This window comes from Roseivivax halodurans JCM 10272 (assembly GCF_000521785.1).
Taxonomy (GTDB): domain Bacteria; phylum Pseudomonadota; class Alphaproteobacteria; order Rhodobacterales; family Rhodobacteraceae; genus Roseivivax; species Roseivivax halodurans.
The window spans coordinates 1-479 of sequence record NZ_JALZ01000137.1 but is presented as its reverse complement, the minus strand read 5'-3'; the positions used below and the strand labels follow the sequence as shown (position 1 = coordinate 479).

At 69.9% G+C, this 479-nt stretch carries 1 protein-coding gene; it reads right to left on the bottom strand.

Features of this window, described 5'->3' with window-relative positions; translation table 11 throughout:
• The coding region (locus OCH239_RS21500; protein WP_051489736.1) for a CYTH domain-containing protein at nt 1–360 on the bottom strand (360 nt) is incomplete at its 3' end.
• Between the last annotated feature and the right edge of the window lie 119 nt (nt 361–479).

Sequence of the window (479 nt, the reverse complement as noted above, 5' to 3'; positions counted from 1 at the left end):
CTCGCGGCTGTCGAACTCCACCTCGACGAGCCTCAGACCCGCATGGGCGCCCTCGAAGACGTCGTATTCGAAGGTCTCGCCGCCGGGCAGGGCACCGGTCCAGCGGGTCTTCTCGAGCCGGCGGCCTTCGGTCGCGGGCCAGAACGTCTCGAAGAGCCCGGGCTCGATCCGGCTCTCGTGCTCCTCGCGCACGAGGCCCTGGCCGGACTTCATCGTCAGCAGGAACGTCTCGCCCTTCTGGCGCAGCCGCACCGAGACGGAATCCCCGGGCCGGGTGACGTAGCCCTGGCGCACCGCCACGGAGCTCGCGCCGCCGAGATCGGGCTCGGCCGCGATCAGGAACTTTCTTTCGATCTCCATCATCTCGCTCCTCACAGCCGGGCCATCACGTCGCGCCAGAGCGCGTCATAGGCCTTCGCCGCCCCGCTCGAGCGCGCGAAGGTCGCGACCGGGGCGCGATGCACCCCCATCTTCTCGAC